The organism is Pseudomonas sp. SDO55104_S430, from assembly GCF_054070595.1.
In genome coordinates this window covers 1-1183 of the sequence record NZ_JBSVXG010000480.1, presented here as the reverse complement: position 1 = coordinate 1183, position 1183 = coordinate 1, and the positions used below count along the sequence as shown (strand labels likewise).

The following is a 1183-nucleotide window of genomic DNA, read 5'->3' as shown; positions in this document are numbered from 1 at the left end:
AATATCAGCCAAAAGCCGGTTGAGAGCTTCCCCTCAACCATAGAATCTCCCACAGGTGATCGCGCAATCAGCCGTGACGGTAGAACCGATCCAGCAACCCCGGCAACGCCGCACGCCAGGCGCGGGGCTTGATGCCGAAGGTGTGGAGGATTTTCTTGCAGGCCAGTACCGCGTGTTGTGGCTCTTCCGCAGCGTCGGGGCGCGCGGCGTGGGCCTGGGCGGTGGGGGCTTCGATGGCCAGTGGATGCAAGGCCCGGGCTTCGGTAAGGATCGCCTGCCCCAGCGCCAGCGGCGTGGTCGCCTCGTGTCCGGCGTAGTGATAGGTGCCCCAAAGCGGCGCCGCGCAATCGAGTTGCTTGAGCACCGAGATGATGACCCGCGCTGCGTCGTCCACCGGTGTCGGATTGCCCCGACGATCATCGGCCATCAACAGTTCTTCCGGACGCTCGGCCCGACCGAGGAAACGCCCCAGAGTGCCGTCGGGGCTGTCATCGAGCAGCCAGCCGAAACGCAGCAAAACGTGCTGCGGACAAGTCGCGCGTACGCTCTGTTCGATCCGCCACAACGCCTGGCCGCGCAGGCCCAGCGGTACCGGCTCGTCCTTTTCGCTGTAGGCCGTGGCGCGGGAGCCGTCGAACACGCGATAGCTCGAAGGCTGCAGCAGAACGATATTGTGATGCTGGCACAGTTCGGCCAGACGCTCGATCGCCCGCTCCTGCCCGGCCAGACGCTGCTCGCTGACCGCCTCGGCCTGGAACCAGTCGAAGTAGTAGGCAAGGTTGATCAACGCGTCCGGGCGGGTGTCGTCGAGCAGTTGAGTCAGGCTCGCGGCATCCCAGCCGTCTTGCGGCGGGCGGGGGGCAAGGAAATTGATGTCTTCCTCTGCACCGAGGCGAATCAGCGCCTGCCCAAGGGCATTTCCGCCGCCCAGTAACATAAGGCGCATTCGCATAAAGTCAGCAGGCCCAGTCTGATTGGAACAATGGTTTTATCGACAGCGCCTGTGGGCGATGTCGTCGATAGTTGCCGGAATCGTTGCATTTTGCGGGTTTAGTGCGCAACCGTCATCCGCAAAGTGTAGATGGCAGGGTTTTGTGGTGCAGCAACCGGCTTCTTCGCGGGCAAGCCCGCTCCCACAGGGATTTTCAGTGAACATGGCATTTGTGAACGACACGGACACTGT

The 1183-nt window shown here is 62.7% G+C and carries 1 protein-coding gene; it reads right to left on the bottom strand.

The features are described from left to right. Positions 1–67: 67 nt before the first annotated feature. Positions 68–952: a sugar nucleotide-binding protein gene (locus ACW9JE_RS30805; protein ID WP_175377106.1), complete on the bottom strand. Its 885-nt coding sequence runs from the start codon at positions 950–952 to the stop codon at positions 68–70. Between the last annotated feature and the right edge of the window lie 231 nt (positions 953–1183).